21 protein-coding genes and 1 pseudogene are annotated in these 17638 nt (G+C 36.3%); 1 reads left to right on the top strand and 21 read right to left on the bottom strand.

Going from position 1 to position 17638, the window contains the following annotated elements:
• Positions 1-16: 16 nt before the first annotated feature.
• The 19 genes and pseudogenes from RV14_RS06795 to fabT all read right to left on the bottom strand — a co-directional run bounded on the left by RV14_RS06795 (position 17) and on the right by fabT (position 14863).
• Positions 17-1171 (bottom strand): nucleotidyltransferase, encoded by a 1155-nt coding sequence (locus tag RV14_RS06795; protein WP_071855540.1) that lies wholly within the window; start codon positions 1169-1171, stop codon positions 17-19.
• 286 nt (positions 1172-1457) lie between these two features.
• Positions 1458-2192 (bottom strand): class I SAM-dependent DNA methyltransferase, encoded by a 735-nt coding sequence (locus tag RV14_RS06790; RefSeq protein ID WP_071855539.1) that lies wholly within the window; start codon positions 2190-2192, stop codon positions 1458-1460.
• A gap of 1 nt (position 2193) precedes the next feature.
• Positions 2194-2553 (bottom strand): ribosome silencing factor, encoded by a 360-nt coding sequence (gene rsfS / locus RV14_RS06785; RefSeq protein WP_071855538.1) that lies wholly within the window; start codon positions 2551-2553, stop codon positions 2194-2196.
• Between the two features lie 20 nt (positions 2554-2573).
• On the bottom strand, positions 2574-3161 hold the full coding sequence (gene yqeK / locus RV14_RS06780) for a bis(5'-nucleosyl)-tetraphosphatase (symmetrical) YqeK (RefSeq protein ID WP_071855537.1): 588 nt from the start codon (positions 3159-3161) through the stop codon (positions 2574-2576).
• Positions 3151-3798 carry a nicotinate-nucleotide adenylyltransferase gene (locus tag RV14_RS06775; RefSeq protein ID WP_071855536.1) on the bottom strand — a complete coding sequence of 216 codons (648 nt, stop codon included), beginning with the start codon at positions 3796-3798 and terminating at the stop codon, positions 3151-3153. Before RV14_RS06775 ends, yqeK begins: the two co-directional genes overlap by 11 nt.
• A gap of 12 nt (positions 3799-3810) precedes the next feature.
• Complete coding sequence (yhbY, locus tag RV14_RS06770; RefSeq protein WP_071855535.1) at positions 3811-4122, bottom strand: ribosome assembly RNA-binding protein YhbY; 312 nt, start codon at positions 4120-4122, stop codon at positions 3811-3813.
• A gap of 15 nt (positions 4123-4137) precedes the next feature.
• Entirely contained in the window at positions 4138-5247 is a 1110-nt protein-coding gene (yqeH, locus tag RV14_RS06765; RefSeq protein ID WP_071855534.1) for a ribosome biogenesis GTPase YqeH, read from the bottom strand.
• Positions 5244-5771, bottom strand: coding sequence for a YqeG family HAD IIIA-type phosphatase (locus RV14_RS06760; protein ID WP_071855533.1), 528 nt, complete (start codon positions 5769-5771; stop codon positions 5244-5246). Before RV14_RS06760 ends, yqeH begins: the two co-directional genes overlap by 4 nt.
• Before the next feature lie 415 nt (positions 5772-6186).
• Positions 6187-6972 carry an acetyl-CoA carboxylase carboxyl transferase subunit alpha gene (locus RV14_RS06755; RefSeq protein WP_071855532.1) on the bottom strand — a complete coding sequence of 262 codons (786 nt, stop codon included), beginning with the start codon at positions 6970-6972 and terminating at the stop codon, positions 6187-6189.
• Positions 6965-7834, bottom strand: coding sequence for an acetyl-CoA carboxylase, carboxyltransferase subunit beta (accD, locus tag RV14_RS06750; protein WP_071855531.1), 870 nt, complete (start codon positions 7832-7834; stop codon positions 6965-6967). The genes RV14_RS06755 and accD overlap by 8 nt, the downstream gene beginning before the upstream one ends.
• A complete protein-coding gene (locus RV14_RS06745; protein WP_071855530.1) occupies positions 7835-9214 on the bottom strand; it encodes an acetyl-CoA carboxylase biotin carboxylase subunit in 1380 nt (459 codons plus the stop codon).
• Positions 9215-9221: 7 nt separating this feature from the next.
• Positions 9222-9641, bottom strand: a complete 420-nt coding sequence (gene fabZ / locus RV14_RS06740; RefSeq protein WP_071855529.1) for a 3-hydroxyacyl-ACP dehydratase FabZ — start codon at positions 9639-9641, stop codon at positions 9222-9224.
• A gap of 23 nt (positions 9642-9664) precedes the next feature.
• Positions 9665-10153: an acetyl-CoA carboxylase biotin carboxyl carrier protein gene (gene accB / locus RV14_RS06735; RefSeq protein WP_071855528.1), complete on the bottom strand. Its 489-nt coding sequence runs from the start codon at positions 10151-10153 to the stop codon at positions 9665-9667.
• Positions 10154-10155: 2 nt separating this feature from the next.
• Entirely contained in the window at positions 10156-11391 is a 1236-nt protein-coding gene (fabF, locus tag RV14_RS06730) for a beta-ketoacyl-ACP synthase II (protein WP_071855527.1), read from the bottom strand.
• An 18-nt stretch (positions 11392-11409) separates the two neighbouring features.
• Positions 11410-12147, bottom strand: coding sequence for a 3-oxoacyl-[acyl-carrier-protein] reductase (fabG, locus tag RV14_RS06725; protein ID WP_071855526.1), 738 nt, complete (start codon positions 12145-12147; stop codon positions 11410-11412).
• Positions 12138-13073: an ACP S-malonyltransferase gene (gene fabD, locus RV14_RS06720; protein WP_071855525.1), complete on the bottom strand. Its 936-nt coding sequence runs from the start codon at positions 13071-13073 to the stop codon at positions 12138-12140. Before fabD ends, fabG begins: the two co-directional genes overlap by 10 nt.
• 109 nt (positions 13074-13182) lie before the next feature.
• Entirely contained in the window at positions 13183-13407 is a 225-nt protein-coding gene (locus RV14_RS06715; RefSeq protein ID WP_071855524.1) for an acyl carrier protein, read from the bottom strand.
• A 44-nt stretch (positions 13408-13451) separates the two neighbouring features.
• A complete protein-coding gene (locus tag RV14_RS06710) occupies positions 13452-14414 on the bottom strand; it encodes a beta-ketoacyl-ACP synthase III (protein WP_071855523.1) in 963 nt (320 codons plus the stop codon).
• Positions 14415-14423: 9 nt separating this feature from the next.
• A pseudogene (fabT, locus tag RV14_RS06705) lies at positions 14424-14863 on the bottom strand (fatty acid biosynthesis transcriptional regulator FabT).
• A 322-nt stretch (positions 14864-15185) separates the two neighbouring features.
• Between fabT and RV14_RS06700 the strand changes: the two are divergent.
• Entirely contained in the window at positions 15186-16073 is an 888-nt protein-coding gene (locus tag RV14_RS06700; RefSeq protein ID WP_245785482.1) for a GIY-YIG nuclease family protein, read from the top strand.
• Positions 16074-16368: 295 nt separating this feature from the next.
• Here the strand turns inward: RV14_RS06700 and RV14_RS06695 are convergent, their stop codons facing one another.
• Positions 16369-16599 carry a YkuJ family protein gene (locus RV14_RS06695; protein ID WP_071855521.1) on the bottom strand — a complete coding sequence of 77 codons (231 nt, stop codon included), beginning with the start codon at positions 16597-16599 and terminating at the stop codon, positions 16369-16371.
• Positions 16600-16685: 86 nt separating this feature from the next.
• Positions 16686-17573: an NAD(P)-dependent oxidoreductase gene (locus RV14_RS06690; RefSeq protein ID WP_071855520.1), complete on the bottom strand. Its 888-nt coding sequence runs from the start codon at positions 17571-17573 to the stop codon at positions 16686-16688.
• Positions 17574-17638 lie beyond the last annotated feature (65 nt).

Here is a 17638-nt window from a genome sequence, read left to right as displayed (position 1 = left end):
GATTTCGCTTGCTTTTTTATTGATAAATATAAGGTTTCCTGCCAAAATTTTGTTCTGACAGTTGGCCGCCCAATTGATAAATTTGATCGCTGCGCAGCATCAGGTGAGCCATTTTCGCCTCTTTTTTACCAATTTTTGAAAACAAAGGCAAGTCTTTTTTTTCTTTCAAAAATGCTTGACCTGCTTTAGTAAATCCTAATATGTTTATATATTTCTGCATTTGTTGTTGCTCTAATTCTTCTTGATAGATATTTAATAGCACGTAACAGGCCAGACGTTGAATTCTAACCCAAGTATATCTTTTTGATTTAACTAGTTGGACAAATTCATCAAATGAAGCAGCTTTTTTCGCGGCTGCTTTCATTCTGACTTCAATGCCTTCGGTCATTTGATAAATTTTTCTTAAACTATCTAAATTAGCCGATAATAATTGATAACGAAGAAAAGGCCAATAAGCTTCCCATGTTTGAAGCGTACTATTTTTTAAACTATTCGCCGTCACAGCTGGTACGAAATTATCTACTGAACGGCTCTTAGCTAATGCTTTTCGAATAGCTGTTGCACTAGCAATTCCCTGAACAGTCAATTTTTCATCGTGATAACCAGCATTTTTTCTAGTAATCGGTACCAATTTCATGGAATTTTTATACTTGGCATTTTCTTTTGCGTAGCTTAATCCTAGTAAATGATTAGGCGAAGAAAAATCAAGAGCCATTTGCGGATAAAGCAGATTGAAAACTTTTGTCATTTTTTGTGGAAAATTCATCGTCTCATCGGATAATCGATGAAATTCTTGATCGATTTTCTTTTGATTTTGTTGAACAAATGTACCAAAATCTTCGTAATTAAAGGTGCTATTTCCTTCTGTACCAAAGCAAAGATGTGTACAATTGAGCATTTGCAATAGCCGAACGGCTCCTTTAGCAAAGTAGTCTGCAGATTGAATCGACCATTCTACGGGTAGTTCTATCACGAGGTCTACCCCATTATGTAGCGCCGCTTTTGCTCTTGACCACTTATCCAAAATTGCCGGTTCCCCACGCTGTAAGAAATTACCACTCATCACTGCGACCACAAGCTTTGCGTTCGTTTGTTTTCGAGCCGTCGTCACATGGTAGCGATGACCATTATGAAAAGGATTATATTCAACAATCATGCCGCAAACGTTCATCGCTTTTCCTCCCTTTTTCTAAGTTTGATTAAAATCACGAAACAGCCGTCATTTGTTTCTTCAAGAAATGTTTCCGCCAAAAACGGATTAAACTTCTTTTTCTCTGCAAGAACTACGTCACCTTTCATTTGAAAAATGAAGCCCGAAAAAATCAAAACTTGAAAGACTATTTTGATTTTTCAGACTTAATCTGTAAAGTTACCCATCTTGTTAATAACCCAAAGATCGTCATAGATAAAGAAATTTTTTCTGTACTCAAATAAACTGTGTTTATTTCACGACTTCTCTATTCCTTATAAGCAACAAAAAAGAGTCGTTTAGAATCTTCTTTTGGCGGTTCATCAGTGAAATCAGCAAAAGCTTCTACTTTAGAAAAACCGCTATTTTCTAACATTCTTAAATAATTATCTAACGGATATGTTTGTTCTTTATGAAGTTCATCTTCTCGAATAAATTTACCGTGTTCTTCTTCCACAAAAAAAGTTAAAAAATGTTCAATACTATGCTTTTCTTTTCCTGAATAACTGTCCCACAAAAACGCAAAATTTTCATTTTGATAATGATAACTATATTCGGGAAAGATAGTATCTATTTGATAAATTGAGTGAACGTCGAATAAAAAACGCCCCTCATCTTCTAAAGCTTGATATACTTCATCAAATACTTGTTGTACTTCTTGTTCATTCTTCATATAACACAAAGAATCAGAAAAACAAGTAATGGCTTGGTATTGACCAGTTTCAGATAAATCTAGCATATTTCCTTTAACAAACTGAATTGAAGTTTCTTCTTTCAAAGCTCGTTGACTAGCGATCATCAACATTTCCTCAGAAAGATCCAATCCTGTCACACAATAGCCATCTTTAGCAAAAGTTACCGCTAACGCCCCAGTTCCACAAGCTAATTCTAAAATATTATGAGTTTCACTCGGTAAGTGACGCTTAGAAAAATCCAACCATTTCTGGTACAACGTTTCATCCATTACTTCATCGTAGACAAAAGCAAATGTTTCATACGCCATATTAATCGAACCATCCATTTAAGTTAACAAGCGGAGCATCCGACCATAATTTTTCTAAATTATAAAAGCTTCGTTCAGAGGCTTGGAAAATATGAATAATAAGATCGCCTAAATCAATCAAAACCCATTTTCCGCCTTCTTTTCCTTCAATTCTCTTTACTTCATAATTGTTTTCTTCTTCTTTTTCAATAATTTCTTCTGTAATTGCGTTTAGCTGTCGTTCACTATTAGCAGAACAAATCATGAAATAATCTGCTAACAATGAGACGTTTCTTACATCTAATGCGAGAATGTCTTCCGCACGTTTTGAATCAGCTGCTTTTACTGCAATTCGTAATTGTTCTTTGCTATTGATGGTCATTTCCCCCTAAAGAGTAGCCTTTATTTTTTAGCCACCCAGTAATTATATGTTTCAATCGTTTTTGGATAAATCTGTTGCTCTTGTTCAACTAAATGTACCAATGTTCGTTTTGTTTCAAAAGCCACTGCTTCATCTAAATCAAGCAAGGCAATTTCCCGAGCATCTTGAACCCCCGGAAATGAACGCCCCGGCTCAATATAATCCGCTACATAAATAATTTTATCTAATAAAGACATTTGTGCCGCTCCTGTAGTATGAACTCGGATCGCCTGAAGAATTTCTTCATCTGTAATGCCAAGTTCTTTTTCCACAAATGAAGCTCCTACAAGCCCATGCCAAATAGCATTCCCATAATGAAGTAAATCAGGATCATATTCTTCATGTTCAATGACTGATATAAATTCATCATCTGGACGTTCTTTAGCATAATCATGTGTTAAAGCAGCAATACTGGCTTTTTCAATAGAAGCACCATATTTTGCTGCAAGAGCAATTGCTGTTTCTTCAACCCCTAAAACATGCTTAAAGCGTCGCTCACTCATTCTCATTTGAACTTTTTGCATTAAACATTCTCTGGAATAAGCCGTATATTTTTCACTATAATTCATTTTGATATAATCCTTCTTTCTGGATATAATCAATCACTCTATCCGGAACGAGATACCGAACCGAACAGCCTTGCTGTATTTTCTGCCGTATCTTTGTCGAACTGATATCAATTGCTGGAACGTCTACCCAAATAACTGGATAAGGTGTCTCGGCTTGATACCCCGCACGACGAATTCCAACAAAATGAACCATTGTGACTAATTCGTCGATTTTATACCATTTTGGTAAATAAGCGACCATATCTCCGCCGATAATAAAGTAATAATCCGTATGAGGATTGCGTTGAATCAATTCCTTCATGGTATCGTAGGTATAACTTTTCCCTTTTCGAGACAACTCAATTGTTTCTATTTTTAAAAAAGGATTATCTGCTATCGCAAGTTCAAGCATCTTTAAGCGATGCGATGCGTCAATTGTTGTTTTTTCATCTGCATGCGGCGGATGATAAGACGGCATCAAGTATACCTCATCCAAGCCTAAAGTTTTACCTGCCTGTTCTGCCATGACTAAATGCGCAAGATGAATAGGATTGAAAGTGCCACCTAAAATACCAACTTGTTTTCGTTTTTCCAAGATTTGTGGCTTCTCTTGTGTGAATATTTGAGGTTCGACAAACACTTTTGCTTGCGATTTCATCCTAATCACTCCTTAAATTGCTTTTACTTCTTTTGAGAGACGTTGATATTTTTCTTTTGACGAAGATTTATATACTACAAGTACTCGTCCGATAATTTGAACGACTTCACATTTTATTGTTTCTTCTAAAACTTTAGCAACTTCTTGAGGGATTTCATCGGTATTTTGCAGCAAAGAGACTTTAAGTAACTCGCGTTTTTCTAATGCCTCTTCGATTTGCACCATTATTGCAGCATTTATACCGCCTTTACCAATTTGAAAAATCGGCTGCAAATGGTGTGCTTGACTTCGCAAAAATCTTTTTTGTTTTCCTCTTAAACTCATATTGTTCCTTCTTCCTTAAACCAATGCTTTTCGTTTTAATACATGTACACCTTTTGGCGCCCACCCAGAAACCACAGCGGGTCTAGTTACAGTAATCCAGCCCAAACCGGCAAATACGATGTCCGTTTTTTCTTTCACCGAAAATTCAAAACGAACAAGTTCTGGAAATATGTTGATTTCATCTAAACGAGGTGGTTGCAGTAAACCACCTTTATGCTTTTTATAAAAGTTATCTGCTTTTTCTAATTTTGTTCGGTGAAGCTGGATATCGTTGGAAACGTAAGCAATAAAAGAACTACGGTGTCCCTTGACAAAATCAAATCTTGCTAAACCACCTAAGAAAAGAGTTTGTCCCTCATTCAATTGGTAAACTTTTGGTTTGATTTCTTTACTTGGAGTGATAATTCTTAAATCTTTTTTTCCTAAATAATGAGCCATTTGATGCCGATGAATGATTCCGGGAGTATCAATTAAATAATGACCATCCTCTAAAGGAATTTCAATTTTATCTAAAGTTGTTCCCGGAAATTGAGAAGTCGTAATGACTTCTTTGATTCCCACCGTATTCTTAATGATCTGATTAATCAATGTCGATTTTCCAACATTTGTCACACCAACGATATAAACATCACGACCTTTACGATGCTCTTCGATCTTTTCCAGCAGTATTTTCATTTCATTTGCTTTTTTTGCACTTGTCAACAATACTTCAATTGGTCTCAAACCAGCTTCATACGCCCGTTCTTTCATCCATTGAACCATTTTAGTTTTTTTCAAAGATTTCGGCAAAATATCTACTTTATTGCCTACTAATAGTATGGGATTATTTCCAACGAAACGATGCAAGCTAGGAATCAATGAACCGCTAAAATCAAAGATGTCCACGACATTTACAATCAAAGCTTCTTTTTGTCCCAATTCATTTAGCAATCTAAGAAAATCATCGTCTGACAAAGAAACATCTTGAATCTCATTGTAATGTCTTAAGCGAAAACAGCGTTGGCAATAAACTTCGCCTGATTCTAATCCTTTTTCTAATACTGTTTTGGGTGTATACCCTAATTCATTAGAATTTGTTGTTTGGATAACTGTTCCGCATCCGATACACTGTAATTTTTCGTTCATTCAATTCCACCTCGCCAGCCCATATCTGAATGATGCGCTAATAAATAAGCCATAATTTTACGTTCCCAAAAACGATTAAATCGCGTTTTCCAGCTATCCGTTTCAATAATAGGTTTTACTAAAATACTTCTGATTCCTGCCCGATTTGCTCCACGAATATCTGTCATAATCTGATCACCAATCATCACTAATTCATTATCTGCAAGACTTAATTTTTTCTTTGCCCGATTGATTCCTAGCGCTAACGGCTTTAAAGCACGAGCCACATACATTAACTCAAATTTCTCAACTGCTCGTGCCACACGTTGGGAACTATTATTTGAAACAACGACAACAGGAATACCGGCATTTCTCATTTCTAAAATCCAATTCAACAATTCTTCGGTTCCATCGGGATTATTCCAAGCAATCAAAGTATTATCCAAGTCTGTTAAAACAGCTTTAATCCCTAAATTTTTTAATTGTGCAGGGGTAATTTTGTAGATGGCATCTACCATCCATGTTGGTTTATAATTTGAAAACATTTTGTCTCCTCATCTGAAAAAAATGAAGGAGCACGAAATGTACTCCTCAACCCCGTATTATACTGCATTATTGCAAAAAAAACTACCTCTATACATGAATCCTTATGAATAAACAATTTTTAATAAAAACTACGAACTTCTTCTCGCAATGAATCAGAAGAACGTTCGCAGTTATGAACAAGTATATTCAGTTATTAATTTTTATACTGTTTTTAATCAAAAGCCAATGTTTCAAGAATATATCGTTTATCTAAAGATCATTGCAATTATTCCTTCTACAAGGATAACTTCTCCCCCACAAAACATACGTTCACTGACTTTTTTACAAAACCGCTCCAAAAAACTCCTAGCAACTTGGGTTATTTTCTGCTGATTTTTCATCAATATAATCATTTCTATCTTACTAGAAGTTAAACTAAAATTTCCGAAATCTTTGGTACCGCCGTTCAATCAAATCACTTGTTTGATAGCGGCATAATTCAGTTAGTTTTTCAATCAATGCTTTTTGTACCATGCGGCTTACCTTTTCCTTATCTAACGGTTGTCCGTTAAATGTTTCCGGTATGACACGGTCAATCACCTCTAATTCTAAGAGTTCCACCGCTGCCACTTTCATCAATTCTGCTGCCTCTGCTGCACGACTGCCATCTTTCCAAAGAATTGAAGCAAAACCTTCTGGTGATAAAACAGCATAAATCGTTTGTTCCAACATCCACACTTCATCTGCTAGTCCAAGAGCTAACGCGCCTCCGCTACAGCCTTCTCCAATAATTATTGCAATAATCGATACTTTTAAATCAGACATTTCCAAAAGGTTACGAGCAATCGCTTCACCTTCACCTCGTTCTTCTGCATCAATTCCACAATAAGCACCTGCCGTGTTGATGAACGTGATAATTGGACGCTTAAATTTTTCTGCTTGTTTCATCAAACGCAACGCTTTACGGTAGCCTTCTGGATGAGGCGAGCCAAAATTTCTACGAATATTTTCTTGAAGATTTCTTCCTTTTTGTATACCAATAATCGTCACTGGCTTACCGTCTAATTTTGCAATACCGCCTACAACCGCTTCATCATCTCCAAACAGGCGATCTCCATGAAATTCTTGGAATTCTTCAAAGATATTTTCGAAAAAATCCAAACTAGTCCAACGATTTTTTTCACGCGCCAGTTGAACAATCTCATGTGCTGTTTTATCCATGATTTATCCAACCTTTCTGCGTATGAATTTTCAATAATTGGTGAATAGTTTCTTTTAGTTTTTTTCTTGGAACAATTTGATCAACAAATCCATGAGCAAGTAGAAATTCAGCTTTTTGAAAATCTTCTGGCAACTCTTGTTTAATCGTTTGTTCAATCACTCGTCTGCCAGCAAATCCGATCAAACTTTGCGGTTCTGCCAAAATCACATCACCTTCCATTGCAAAACTCGCTGTTACACCACCAGTAGTCGGATCCGTCACTATGGTTAAATAAAACAATCCTGCATTACTATGACGTTTGACTGCAGCAGATATTTTAGCCATTTGCATTAAAGAAAAAATTCCTTCTTGCATGCGTGCTCCTCCAGAAGCCGTAAACAAAACAACGGGCAGTTTAAGCTTTTTTGCTCGTTCAAATAAACGCGTGATTTTTTCACCGACAACCGTTCCCATACTCCCCATGATAAAATTAGCATCCATCACACCAACAGCAAATGACAAACCGTGGATCGTAGCTTTTCCAGTTAATACCGCTTCATGCAGCCCTGTTTTTTCTTGCATCGTTTGAATTTTCTCTTGGTAATCAGGAAAATTTAACGGATCTTTCGTCACTAAATCCGTATCCCATTCTTCCAAGCTTTTTTCATCAATGATTAATGCTAATCGTTGCCACGCCCCAATTCGAAAATTATAATCACAATGCGGACAAACTTTTTCATCACCAATGTCTTTTGTATAAATAATCTGTTTACAATTTGGACACTTAGCCCACATATTATCTGGAATAGACGGCGCATTCGTTGGAAGCTCTTTTCTATTTGGATTAATTCGAATATATTTTTTCTTTTTGAATAAAGCCATCTACTCTTCTCCTATCTCCATTTCGGGTGTCCAATTAGGTAAAAACACTTCCTGCAAAAAGGCAGTACTATAATCTCCAGCAATGACAGCTGGATGACTAATCAAATCCATCTGAAATTCAGCATTCGTTATCACGCCGTCTGTAACAATTTCACTCAACGCCCGCTGCATTTTCATCAACGCTTCAAAACGTGTATCTGCATGAACAATCACTTTGGCAATCATCGAATCATAATAAGGGGGAATCGTATACCCAGAGTAAACCGCACTATCTACACGAAGCCCGATCCCGCCAGCAGGCAACAATAAATTTTTAATTGTTCCCGGAGAAGGTGCAAAATGAGCCGCTGGATTTTCCGCATTAATTCGGCATTCGATTGCATGACCAGAAAATATAACCTCTTCTTGTTTCATTTCTAACGGCTGGCCAGAAGCAATTTCAATTTGTTTTTTTACTAAATCAATGTTTGTAACCATTTCTGTCACCGGATGCTCGACTTGAATGCGCGTATTCATTTCCATAAAGTAAAACTCGCCCGCTTCATCCATCAAAAATTCAATGGTACCAGCATTCTCATAATGAACCGCCTGAGCTGCTCGAACGGCAGCCGCACCTAATTGCTCTCGTTTGCTTTTTGAAATAACCACTGATGGTGATTCTTCTAAAACTTTTTGATTATTCCGTTGCAAAGAACAATCACGTTCACCTAAATGAATAACATTTCCATAGCGATCACCTAAAATCTGTACTTCGATATGTCTAGCTGGATAAATAATTTTTTCTAAATACATGGCATCATTTCCAAAAGATGCAGCTGCTTCTTGTTGTGCAAAAGAAAAACGCTGTGGCAATTCTTCTTTTGATAAAACTTTGCGAATACCTTTTCCACCGCCACCAGCAGCAGCTTTTAGCATAACTGGATAGCCAATCCTATCAGCTACTTCTAATGCCTCTTCAACAGTCGACAACACCCCATCGCTTCCCGGAATAACCGGAACATTTGCTTTTTTCATCAAACAACGAGCATTAACTTTATTACCCATTGCATCAATCGTTTGACTTTTTGGACCAATAAATACAATGTTGCATTCTTCACACATAGAAGCAAAACGGCTATTTTCTGATAAAAAACCAAACCCGGGATGAATTGCTTCTGCTTTTGTTACAATGGCTGCACTCAAAACTTCTTGTACATTTAGATAGGAATCAGTTGCTTTAGCCGAGCCAATACAGATCGCTTCATCCGCTAATTGGGTATGTAACGCTTCAGCATCTGCTTGTGAGTATACAGCAACAGTCTGAATCCCCAGCTCGCGACAAGCACGAATAATTCGTACAGCGATTTCTCCACGATTTGCTATCAAAACTTTTGAAAACATAAGTCACCTATCCAATCATAAAAGTTAATTCAGCTTCAGCAACTTTTTTGCCATCCACTTTTGCTATTCCTTTTCCAATCCCAGCAGAAGACTTAATTTTAATAATTTCTACTTCAAGATATAAAGTATCTCCAGGTGTAACTTTTTGACGAAATTTTGCTTTATCTAATCCGCCAAAATAAGCCGTTTTTCCTTTAAATTGTTCTAAAGAAAGTAGAGCAACTGCTCCTGCTTGCGCCATCGCTTCCACAATCAAAACACCCGGCATCACGGGTTCTTCTGGAAAATGTCCTTGAAAAAAGGGTTCATTAATCGTTACATTCTTCTTCGCAACAATGCGTTTTCCTTTGATCATTTCTTCTACTCGGTCAATCAGTAACAGCGGATAACGATGTGGAATAATTTCCTTAATTTCTTGAATGTTCATATTGCCCCTCTTTCCTCTTATACTTAATTTGGTTGAATTCTAATAAGCGGCTGTCCATATTCTACAACTGTTTCATTTTCAACAAGAATATCAACAATTTTCCCGTCAACTTCACTAGTAATTTCATTCATTAACTTCATAGCTTCGATGATACAAATCACTTCGCCTTTTGCTACATTATCTCCCACTGATTTAAAGGGAGGATTATCAGGCGCTGATTGTAAATAGACAATTCCTACAATCGGTGATTTCACCTCTATTCCTTTAAAAGTTTCTTGTTGAATTTGTACTGTTTCTTGTTTTACAACTGGCATTTGTGAATCACTCTGAGCAAGTTTTTGTGCTACTTGTTCATTTTCTGAAGCAGCAAGTATCGGCAAACTAGCGTTCACTCCTCGACTCGACTCATTTTTGTTCATATATAATTCAAATTGACCTTCTCTTAAATCAAACTCTGTTAAAGAAGACTGATCAAATTGACTAACTAATTCCTTAATCTCGTTGATATCCAAGTCTATTCCTCCCAGCGTTTCATACACAAAACAGCATTATGACCGCCAAATCCTAATGAATTACTCATTGCATAAGTAAATTGAGCTGGCGTCCTTTCGTTGATCACAACATTTAGCTCAATTTCAGGGTCTTGTTTTTGAATATTGATCGTTGGTGGAATAAATTGATGTTCAAGCGCCATTAAAGTAGCTAAAGCTTCGATTCCACCAGCTGCTCCCAGTAGATGCCCCGTCATGGACTTCGTGCTGCTGACATACGTCTCTTTAAACGTCTCTCCTAACGCCAATTGAATCGCTTTTGCTTCTGCCTGATCATTCGCTGGCGTGCTCGTCCCGTGAGCATTGATATAACCAATTTCTTCTGGTTTGACTTTTGCTTCTATCATCGCTAATTTCATGGCTTTTGAAGCACCTGTTCCATCTGGTGTAGGAGCTGTCATGTGGTAAGCATCACAATTTGCGCCATAGCCGACAATTTCTCCATAAATTTTTGCCCCACGAGCTTTTGCATGATCCAATGACTCAATAACTAAAACCCCTGCTCCTTCTCCCATAACGAACCCATCACGATCTTTGTCAAATGGAATAGATCCTCGGTTAGGATCTTGCGCATTGGATAAAGCAGTTAACGCTGCAAAACCTGAAATTCCCATTTCACAAATTGTCGCCTCCGTCCCCCCAGCAAGAATAATGTCTGAATAACCATGTTTAATATTACGGAATGCTTCACCAATCGCATTCGTTCCACTCGCACAAGCAGTAACAATCGCCGTACATATTCCTTTTGCACCTACTCGTAAAGCAATATTGCCAGCAGCCATATTTGCAATTGCCATTGGTACAAACATTGGTGAAACACGTTTGGAACCTTTTTCATGTAAACGAATTACTTGGTTTTCAATTGTAGGCAATCCGCCAATCCCTGATCCAACAATCACGCCAAAACGGTCTTGGTTGATCTTATTTTTATCAATCCCGCTCATTTCTAACGCTTCTAATGCCGCGTAGATTCCATAAATGGAGAACATGTCCATTCGTTTGCTATCTTTTTTGATAAAATACTTCTCGTAAGGAAAATCTTTTACTTCACCCGCTAATGTGACTCCTGTTTCAGTGGCATCAAATTTTGTAATAGGAGCAATTCCATTTGTTCCTTTTCGCAAGCTTTCTAAAAAACTTTTAGCATCATTGCCAATAGGTGAAGTGACACCGTACCCAGTAATTACTACTCGATTCATTAATTGATTTCCTCCTTTTTATCCATGCATAACCAGACCGCCATCCACATTGATCACTTGGCCTGTAATATAGGGATTCTTTGCTAAAAAAATTACAGCATTTGCTATGTCTTCTACCTTACCAAAACGTTGTAGCGGGATCTGTTTTACTACTTGTTCTTTCACTTTATCTGACAATACTTCTGTCATATCTGTGGCAATAAAACCCGGAGCAATCGCATTACATGTCACTCCTCTAGCTGCTGCTTCTCGAGCAACAGATTTTGTAAACCCAACAACGCCGGCTTTACTTGCCGCATAGTTGGCTTGTCCAACATTTCCAATCAACCCGGAAACACTTGATAAATTGATGATTGCACCTTCTCGTTTTTTCATCATTTTCTTTAAAACATGTTGCGTCATGTTAAAAGTTCCGATTAAATTAATGTCCAAACATGTTTTGAAATCTTCTGGTGACATACGCATAATTAACTTATCATTGGTAATTCCAGCATTATTGATTAATATATTAATTGCACCTAGCTGTTTTTCGGCTTCTTCAATCATCAAACCCGCTTTTTCATAATCTGAAATATCACCAGAAATACCAATGCATTTTGCACCTTGTGCTTTTATTTCTTCTATTTTTTCTATAGGGATTTCTTTTCGACCATTTAAAACGATGTTTGCCCCTGATTTTGCAAAAGCCATCGCAATTGCCGCGCCAATTCCTCTCGTACTACCTGTAATAAATACGTTTTTCCCTTTCAGCTCCATGTCATACCTCCAATACTTTTGATTGTTTTTTCAAATGTTTTTTCATTTTCTACTCTTAAAACTGGAATCGTTGGATCAATTTTTTTCATAAATCCACTTAAAACTTTACCGGGTCCCACTTCAACTACTTGCTCAATCCCTAATTCTTTTAATTTTTGAACACTTTCATAAAAATGCACGGGCTTCATCACTTGCTGTTCAAGTAAAATAGGGATTCGTTCTTTTTTCATTATTTCAGTTGTTGTATTACTAATCACTGGAATGTTTGGTTCATTAAACATGATCGTTTTTAATTCTTGAGCAAGCTTTTTAGCGGCTGGTGCTAAAAGAGCTGTATGAAAAGGACCACTCACATTTAACGGCATCATCCGTTTGATTTCTTTTTCTTTTAGAATGCTTACTGCTTCATCTACCGCTTTTTTTTCACCACCAATTACAATTTGTTGTGGTGTATTGTAATTTGCTGGAGAGACAATTCCAAAGCACTGTGCTTTTAAGCAACTTTCTTCAATCACCTCTATCGGCGCATTCATAATCGCTACCATCTTCCCACTGCCAGATGGAGCAGCTTCAGTCATGTACGCGCCTCGCTTTGCCACTAAAGCCACTGCTTCAGCAAACGTCAAAGCCTCACTAGCAACTAAAGCCGAATATTCTCCTAAACTCAAACCTAACGCTGCGTAAGGCACAATACCTCGTTCTTTTAGCAAACGGTAAAAAGCAATACTTACGGTTAAGATCGCTGGTTGTGTATATTTTGTTTGGTCTAATCGCTCATTTTCTGAAAAGCATAAGTCTGCCACATCATAACCTAAAACAGTACTTGCCTCATCAAACGTTTTTTTGACAATCGCTTCTTGGTATAGTTCTTGACCCATTCCTTGATACTGAGCGCCTTGTCCGCTAAATAAAAATGCTATTTTCATATATTCTCTCCATTATTCTTAAGATATATGTCATATAATCATTTATTAAAAAAGACCAAGACATTCCTATTTAAGGAAAATGTCCCAGCCCCCAGCCTAATCTTAATGATTATGCAATTTGTTTTTCAACATAAGTAACTAAATCTTGAACTGTTTTGATACCATCTTCTGTTTCAATTTTCACATCAAATTCGTCCTCAATTTCATTGATAATTTGAAATAAATCCAAGCTGTCGGCTTCTAAGTCTTCTTGGATGTTTGTAGTTAATTGAATTTCTTCTGTTTCTTTTCCTAACTCTTCTGCAATAATTTCTTGAATTTTTTCGAATACCATAATCTTTTCCTCCAATATTTTTGACAATTTTATGTTTTATCAGCTTACAGTTCCATCAGGATGCTTCCCCAAGTTAGTCCTCCACCATAACCTGTAAATACTACTTTCTGTTTTTTTCCTAAAGTGATTTTTCCACTAGCTACCGCTTCATCTAAAAGAATTGGAATACTTGCGGCAGAAGTATTTCCATATTTCTCCATGTTCGTTAAAAATTTTTCTTGCGGTATTTTTACTTTTCGAGCAATTTTTTCAATAATCCGAAGATTTGCTTGATGCAAAAGCAAATAATCAACCGACACATTTTGGGTAATTTCTTTAATATTTTTTGCCACATCTCTTACAGCAAAGTCAAAAATATCTCTTCCATTCATTTTTAAATAAAAAGAATCTTCTGAAACATTTAAATATACTGGTGATTTATTTGAAAAATAACCCGCTGTTAACGAGGTACTTCGCGTTCCATCTGCTGCAAGAAGCTCTGCCAGTAATTTTTGTTCAATACTTGCTTCCAATAACACGCCACCGGCACCATCACCAAACAACACCGCCGTCGAACGATCAGACCAATCAATCATTTTAGACAATGTTTCGCCGCCAATAACTAAACCTTTCTTTGAAGAACACCGAATCATTTTTTCCGCCAAACTGAGCGCATAAACAAAACCTGAACAAGCTGCACTAATATCAAACGCAATTGCTTTAGTTGCACCCAGTTTTCCTTGAACTTGAGCAGCCACAGAAGGCGTTGTAAAATCCGGCGACATAGTGGCGACAATAATAAAATCAAGTTCGTTTGGGCGGAGGTTCTTCTTTTTAATCAATTTTTCTGCTACTAAACAACAAAGATCAGAAGTTTCTTGAACTGTGACGCATCGTCTTTCTCTAATCCCTGTGCGAGATGAAATCCATTCATCTGAAGTGTCCATTACTTTGGAAAGGTCATCATTGGTAATGATTTTTTCGGGAAGGACACTGGCCGTTGCTGTGATTATTCCAAATTGTTTCATTAAACATCCTCACTTGTAGTCTCGCAAAAAATCATGCAAGTTTTTCAACGCAGCTAGTAAAACATGTTGTTCTTCGATAGCCATACCATCTAAAATATTTTGACCATTTCACGATGAAAGTGTTGATGCACACGATACAAAAGTTTCCCTTTTTTCGTCAATCCTAATTTCACCACACGTCGATCATCTTCACTTCGAATCCGTTCAACATAGCCTTTTTTTACTAACTTGTTGATAGCAGTGGTCAAGGTTCCAACAGTAATTGACAATTCTTTGGCTACTTCTGAAGTCGTTTTTTTCTTGTACATACCGATAGCTTCGATCGTATGCATCTCTGTAATCGATAAATCTTTGAACTGAGACTTTTTTAATTCAGATTCTTCGATTGTCAAAATATCATTGAACACACTTACAAGATAATCATTTACTGTTTTTAAATCTGGTTCCATGCTCCACCGTCCACTAATTAGTTTGATTATCAAATCATTTGATGTTCAAACTATATCTTAACTTTTTTCAAAATGCAACCTTAAAATCCTATTTTTTTAATTTATGATATTTTTTTAAGAAAAACCTCATTTTGAAACACCTATAAATCAGTAATTTTTATCAAAAACATTAAAAAAATCAAAAGAAAATACTTTGATAATCAAACTATTGTTTGTATTTCTTTTCTAAATGAAAAAATTGTTCCTTTCACATAAATTTGTTATAGTATCTAATATTAAAAAAGGAGAAGAAACATTGAATAAAAAAGTAAAAAATCTTCCCATGCTGCCTGGGGTGTATTTAATGAAGAATCAGGCAGGATCTGTGATTTATGTAGGTAAAGCAAAAAAATTGAAGAATCGTGTCAGCAGCTACTTTCATCAAAGTAAGCAGCATTCAAAAAAAGTACGCCGCTTAATCCATCATATCGCTGATTTTGATTTTGTTGTAGTAGATACTGAGCTGGATGCTCTGCTATTAGAATGTCAATTGATTCAACACTACCGACCATTTTATAATCGCCAAATGAATTATTTTAGTAATTACAATTATTTACATGTCACAGCAAATGGTTTTTCTCTTTCCAATCGTCCACTTACTCGGACTTACGGTCCCTTTCGTTTTTATAAAAAAATGCCGCTTATTCTTCGTATCTTAGAAGAAACTTATCAGATGCCATGGCTTTCAGACATTAGTCTTTTAGCTTTGCAATTCCAACTACCAGAGATGGCGCTGCTTTCATTTGAACAAAAGAAAAAAGAAATCCAAGGACTTTTACAAGGACGAAATAAAAAAGTAATGACCTATTTGAAAAAAAGACAAGCTCATTTTATTCAACAATGGGATTTTGAAAAAGCCGCACTTATTCAGCAAGAAATTGAATTGATTTCCATATTTATTCAAAGAATCCAAGAACAAAAAAAATTTTTAAGAACGACTAAAATAACTTTTCAACTACCGATGGCAATAGATAAAACAAAGAAAAAACATTATCTAATTTGTTACGGGCAACTTGTAGAAACGACTGTTACTGCTAACGATGAAACTCCTCATTTTAATTATGAAAAAAAAGGAAAAAACTTGTCGTTAAAGCGACAGTTATTAAAAGAAGAAATTGATCCTGTTTTGATTTTGATGAGCTATCATAAAAAAGTACTTGTTCAAGCTTAAGTAAAGTGGAAAGGATAGATCGCCAAAAAATATAGGTGAAAAAACACTGTTTCTTTTTTACGAAAGAATTTTTCATTTTTTGGCTGCTCGCAAGATACAAAAAGACCTCTGAACGATAAAACACTTCATTGTCTTACCAATCAGAGGTTAATTTCTACTGATTACTTTCCATTGATTAACAAAACTAGCTACTACTAATTATATTACAGGACGTAGCAAAGTACGCAACCTTTTCTCAACTAAAAGAAACAGCTCCTTATCGCTTACAGCATATTGACAAATACTTAAAAATCGCTTATTGGATCAAATCATAAATTTCCATTGCTACGATATCGATATTGTCAAATTCATATTGTTGGTGTGAATCTGTTTCTGTTAATTCGAATGTTTCAGTCGTCTTATCATAAGTGACTGTACATTTTTCAACGCCTTCTTTTTCAAAACGACGAACTTGCAGTTCATTATCTGCTGATTCGACCATTGCCTCCAGTCGTTTAATGATTGCAACTAGTTGTGAATGTGCCATCGGAGGTCCTCCTTTTCTTATTTCTGTTATATTGTAACAAAAGCACAGCCGACTTGCATTGATTTTCTAAAAAAAATACTAGTTTTTTAAGAATTTTTTTCTTGTTTCTTCCCATCGGGCCACCAAAGTTTAATTAACGCTTGAGTTCCATCGTTTTCAAATCCTTGATCGGCTAATTTTTGATATAATTTTAACGCTTGTAGCGTGGCAGGTAAATTCAAAGACATCTTGTCTGCCTCATCTAAAACGATTTTTAAATCTTTAATAAAGTGTTTAACAAAAAAACCCGGCGTATAATCTTCTCTTAAAATTCGTGAAGAATAATTAGTCAACGACCAATTTGCTGCACTGCCGCCAGATAATGTTTTGATCACTTTTTCCATTGTAAGATTTGCTTTGAAAGCGTATGCGAGCATCTCAGTCATTCCAGTCATCGTGCCAGCAATCATAATTTGATTGGCCATTTTTGTATGTTGACCTTTTCCGGCAGATCCGTGCAAAGCAAATGTTTTTCCAAATACACGAAATAAAGGTAAAACTTTTGCATACACACTTTCTTCTCCACCAACCATAATCGTTAATGTCGCATTTTTTGCCCCTAAGTCACCGCCAGAAACTGGCGCATCTAATGCGTCGGCTCCCTTTTTTTTTGCAGTTTTTGCAATTTTTTCTGCAAATGTTGGTGTGCTAGTTGTTAAATCAATTAAAATACGGTTTTTAACTTCCGTCGTAAAAATACCATTTTCTCCATAATAGATCTCTTCTACGTCCTTAGGATAGCCGACCATTGAAAAGATAATTTCACTTACTTTCGTCACTTCTTTGGGAGTATCTGCCCAACGAGCACCTTTTTTTACGAGTTCATTTGTTTTAGCTTTTGTTCGATTATAGACGGTTACTTCATGACCTGCCTCCATAAGATGATGAACAATTGCGCTGCCCATAACCCCTGTTCCAATAAATCCGATCTTCATTCCTTTTACCTCCTAAAAATAAAAAAATCCTTATTTCTATGACAGTATACGCTAGAAACAAAGAT

The sequence above is a fragment of the Enterococcus ratti genome (assembly GCF_001886195.1).
GTDB lineage: Bacteria > Bacillota > Bacilli > Lactobacillales > Enterococcaceae > Enterococcus_B > Enterococcus_B ratti.
Note: the sequence above shows the minus strand (reverse complement) of the source record. Positions and strands in the feature narration are given on the sequence as shown.

Excerpts from the sequence above, each read along its gene's own strand:
- RV14_RS06795 (WP_071855540.1), bottom strand. The coding sequence starts at position 1,171 with ATGAACGTTTGCGGCATGATTGTTGAATATAATCCTTTTCATAATGGT.
- RV14_RS06790 (WP_071855539.1), bottom strand. The coding sequence starts at position 2,192 with ATGGCGTATGAAACATTTGCTTTTGTCTACGATGAAGTAATGGATGAA.
- rsfS (WP_071855538.1), bottom strand. The coding sequence starts at position 2,553 with ATGACCATCAATAGCAAAGAACAATTACGAATTGCAGTAAAAGCAGCT.
- yqeK (WP_071855537.1), bottom strand. The coding sequence starts at position 3,161 with ATGAATTATAGTGAAAAATATACGGCTTATTCCAGAGAATGTTTAATG.
- RV14_RS06775 (WP_071855536.1), bottom strand. The coding sequence starts at position 3,798 with ATGAAATCGCAAGCAAAAGTGTTTGTCGAACCTCAAATATTCACACAA.
- yhbY (WP_071855535.1), bottom strand. The coding sequence starts at position 4,122 with ATGAGTTTAAGAGGAAAACAAAAAAGATTTTTGCGAAGTCAAGCACAC.
- yqeH (WP_071855534.1), bottom strand. The coding sequence starts at position 5,247 with ATGAACGAAAAATTACAGTGTATCGGATGCGGAACAGTTATCCAAACA.
- RV14_RS06760 (WP_071855533.1), bottom strand. The coding sequence starts at position 5,771 with ATGTTTTCAAATTATAAACCAACATGGATGGTAGATGCCATCTACAAA.
- RV14_RS06755 (WP_071855532.1), bottom strand. The coding sequence starts at position 6,972 with ATGGATAAAACAGCACATGAGATTGTTCAACTGGCGCGTGAAAAAAAT.
- accD (WP_071855531.1), bottom strand. The coding sequence starts at position 7,834 with ATGGCTTTATTCAAAAAGAAAAAATATATTCGAATTAATCCAAATAGA.
- RV14_RS06745 (WP_071855530.1), bottom strand. The coding sequence starts at position 9,214 with ATGTTTTCAAAAGTTTTGATAGCAAATCGTGGAGAAATCGCTGTACGA.
- fabZ (WP_071855529.1), bottom strand. The coding sequence starts at position 9,641 with ATGAACATTCAAGAAATTAAGGAAATTATTCCACATCGTTATCCGCTG.
- fabF (WP_071855527.1), bottom strand. The coding sequence starts at position 11,391 with ATGAATCGAGTAGTAATTACTGGGTACGGTGTCACTTCACCTATTGGC.
- fabG (WP_071855526.1), bottom strand. The coding sequence starts at position 12,147 with ATGGAGCTGAAAGGGAAAAACGTATTTATTACAGGTAGTACGAGAGGA.
- fabD (WP_071855525.1), bottom strand. The coding sequence starts at position 13,073 with ATGAAAATAGCATTTTTATTTAGCGGACAAGGCGCTCAGTATCAAGGA.
- RV14_RS06715 (WP_071855524.1), bottom strand. The coding sequence starts at position 13,407 with ATGGTATTCGAAAAAATTCAAGAAATTATTGCAGAAGAGTTAGGAAAA.
- RV14_RS06710 (WP_071855523.1), bottom strand. The coding sequence starts at position 14,414 with ATGAAACAATTTGGAATAATCACAGCAACGGCCAGTGTCCTTCCCGAA.
- RV14_RS06700 (WP_245785482.1), top strand. The coding sequence starts at position 15,186 with ATGCTGCCTGGGGTGTATTTAATGAAGAATCAGGCAGGATCTGTGATT.
- RV14_RS06695 (WP_071855521.1), bottom strand. The coding sequence starts at position 16,599 with ATGGCACATTCACAACTAGTTGCAATCATTAAACGACTGGAGGCAATG.
- RV14_RS06690 (WP_071855520.1), bottom strand. The coding sequence starts at position 17,573 with ATGAAGATCGGATTTATTGGAACAGGGGTTATGGGCAGCGCAATTGTT.